At 52.5% G+C, this 2897-nt stretch carries 1 protein-coding gene; it reads right to left on the bottom strand.

The annotated features are described in order from the left end of the window. Positions 1 to 464: 464 nt before the first annotated feature. Positions 465 to 2783, bottom strand: a complete 2319-nt coding sequence (locus tag ACOYNV_RS27055; RefSeq protein ID WP_422902919.1) for a sensor domain-containing protein — start codon at positions 2781 to 2783, stop codon at positions 465 to 467. Positions 2784 to 2897 lie beyond the last annotated feature (114 nt).

The raw sequence follows: 2897 nt of genomic DNA, 5'->3' as shown, positions 1-2897 counted from the left end.
TATGGAGAAGGTTTTGGAAATTGGTATGCTATGAATTTAGGTGCGATTGCCCTGCAAGTCAATGCGTTGTTGCGAGAGCAGTTTAGCTGCCGGAAAAGTTGATGGAATCATGTCGAGATACTGCCGAGAAAGAGGGGGGTCGCTAGTATCAACGGATATGCGATGAATGATGAACTTTGAGCGCGCACGCGCAAAACATAGGTCAATTTTCTATATGTCTTAATTGGTATAAGCAACGGATTTCTTACGCGCCGGTCAGTTAAAAGTGTTACCCGGGTTTGAACCACGTCGAGTTCTTCCTGTTTAGTATGGCGCAAATTCAATGAAACGCGGGGAAGCCGGTTTCATCATTTCCGAGACCGATCAGCCGCCGTTCGTGTCGGTCGCCTTGGTGCCCAGAAGAGTCGCATGATATATGCATCGCCATCGACCGGTTCTAGGCACCCAGCGGTCATCGCACATACTTAACTCTGAAGTACAAACTGTTCGAACCCAACCAAAGGCAAAGGCTTGCTGAACAAATACCCTTGATAAGCATGGCAGCCCGAATGGGCTAGAAACGCCCGTTGCGCTTCTGTTTCGACACCCTCGGCAATTACGCCCAGCCCCAGGTTCTGAGCCAACGAGATAATTGTCTTGGCAATGGAGGCATCATTTGGATCTACCAGTACGTCACGGACAAAGGACTGGTCAATCTTCAACTGATCCAGTGGCAGCTGCTTCAGATAGGACAGGGAAGAGTATCCGGTGCCGAAGTCATCCAGCGAGAAACCCACGCCTGCATCCTTCAGCGCGACAATTTTCTTGATCACCTCTTCAACATTGGATATCAGGAGACTTTCCGTCAGTTCCAACTTCAGCCGCTGCGGATTCGCACCGGTGTCTTTGAGTACCGCGAGCACCTGATCGACAAATCGAGATTCGCGAAACTGATGAGCGCTGACATTTATTGCGACGGTAAGATGGGCGGTCTCCGGTCGATTCGCCCACAGGGCCAACTGGGTGCAAGCAGTTTCCAGCACCCATTGGCCCAACGGCAGGATCAGTCTGGTTTCTTCAGCTAGGGGAATAAACTCGGCTGGTGACACCAAGCCACGTTCTGGATGCTGCCAGCGCACCAGCGCTTCGGACCCGGTCAAACGCCCGTTGCCGTCGACCTGGGCTTGGTAATAAACCAGGAATTGTTTCTCTATCAACGCCCCGCGCAATCCAGCCTCTAGTGCGGCTCGGGACGTGACCACGGCCTGCATCTCAGGATCAAAGAACCGCATCGTATTGCGGCCGGCGGCCTTGGCCTGATACATGGCCAGATCGGCCCTTTTCAGCAGCTCGTCGATACTGCCGTGACGATCCGTGAATAGAGTAACGCCTATGCTTGGGGTATTGCGATACTCGTAGTCGGCGAGCTGATAGGTCTGGTTGAGCGTAGCGAGAACTTTTTCACCGACGGTCTCGGCTTGTTTAGCGGCGCTCTGCGAATCCTCGCTAAGATCTTCCAGCATCACCACGAATTCGTCGCCCCCCAAACGGGCAACCGTATCGCCCTCCCGTACGCAACTGGTCAGGCGCTGAGCGACTTCTTGCAGCAATAGGTCGCCGATGTCGTGGCCACGCGTGTCGTTCAGGGTCTTGAAGTTGTCCAGATCGATGAACAGCAGTGCGCCATATCGTTCGCTTCTTGTGCTGGTAGCCATGGCCTTTTTCACCCGATCAAGTAGCAGTCGGCGATTGGGCAGGCCGGTCAGCGGGTCATAGAAGGCGAGATTGTGAATGGCCTCTTCCGCGATTTTGCGATCGGTTATGTCGTATAGAACGACGAGATGAGTTCCCTTGGCACTGGCAGCTAGGGTTGTGGCGCTGATCATTAAGGTACGTTCCGAGCCGTCTTTGCATAGAACCTTGGCCTCAACCGGAACAAAGGGCACGTTGAATTGTTGAGCTTCGTCAAAATGCCTCTGCCACTTGTCGGCAATGGACTGTCGGTATTTCAGGTCTGGATATGCACGCGGCCACCAATGTTCAATAGTGGGAATGTCCTCAGTGGTATACCCGATCGACTGCGTGAAGGCCTGATTGAGGTATGTAATATTGCCTTTGTCATCGTTCAGTGCAAGAGCCACCGGAGTCGCCTCGATGATGGCTCGGAATCTCGACTCGCTCTCTAATAGAGCCAATTCGGTGGCCTTGCGCTCCGTAATGTCAGTTATGACTCCAACGATGCCAGCGGGTTTTCCTCGACCATCAGTGAAACGTGCTTTGTGGAATATCACGGAGTGAGTAGTGCCATCACCATGCAATACCTCGCTCTCGTAGGTTTGTTTGCCGATGGAATCGGTCAACAGATCTAAGTCCCGATCTTTGTAGGTCGCCGCAAACGAAAGTGGTGAAACATCGAACACGGACTTCCCAAGAATGTGCTCTCTGGGCTTGCCTAAGAAAGCAGTAAACGCAGTGTTACATCCTGTGTAGCGTCCTGACGTATCTTTATGAAAGACCGGCAGTGGCATTGCTTCAGTCATTGACTCGCTGAACGCCAGGGTATTCTTTAGATCCCGTTCCCACCTGTTACGTTCGGTCACATCCACCAACATCGTCACCAACGATGGCTCTCCACTCAGCTCCACGACACGGCCAGATACTTCAATCTCCCCGACTTCACCATCTCGGCGGTGAAAGTCGAGTGGAAAACGGTCAACTTGTCCGCACTTTCTCAGTTCCTGAACGAGTCTATCGCGCTGTGCCAGGTTCGCATAGGTGCCCAGCTCAGCTACGGTCCGTCCAATCGCCTCAACGCGCTCTAGTAGTAAGTTCCATTAAATCGAATGGAAACAAGCGATAATCACGGGAATTCATTTCCAACCTTCAAGGCGGCAATTATGGCGAGAAAATCAATGCGG

The sequence above is a fragment of the Propionivibrio sp. genome (assembly GCF_049316945.1).
Lineage (GTDB): Bacteria > Pseudomonadota > Gammaproteobacteria > Burkholderiales > Rhodocyclaceae > Propionivibrio.
The sequence above is the reverse complement of the archived record's forward strand: the minus strand, read 5'-3'. Positions and strand labels throughout refer to the sequence as shown.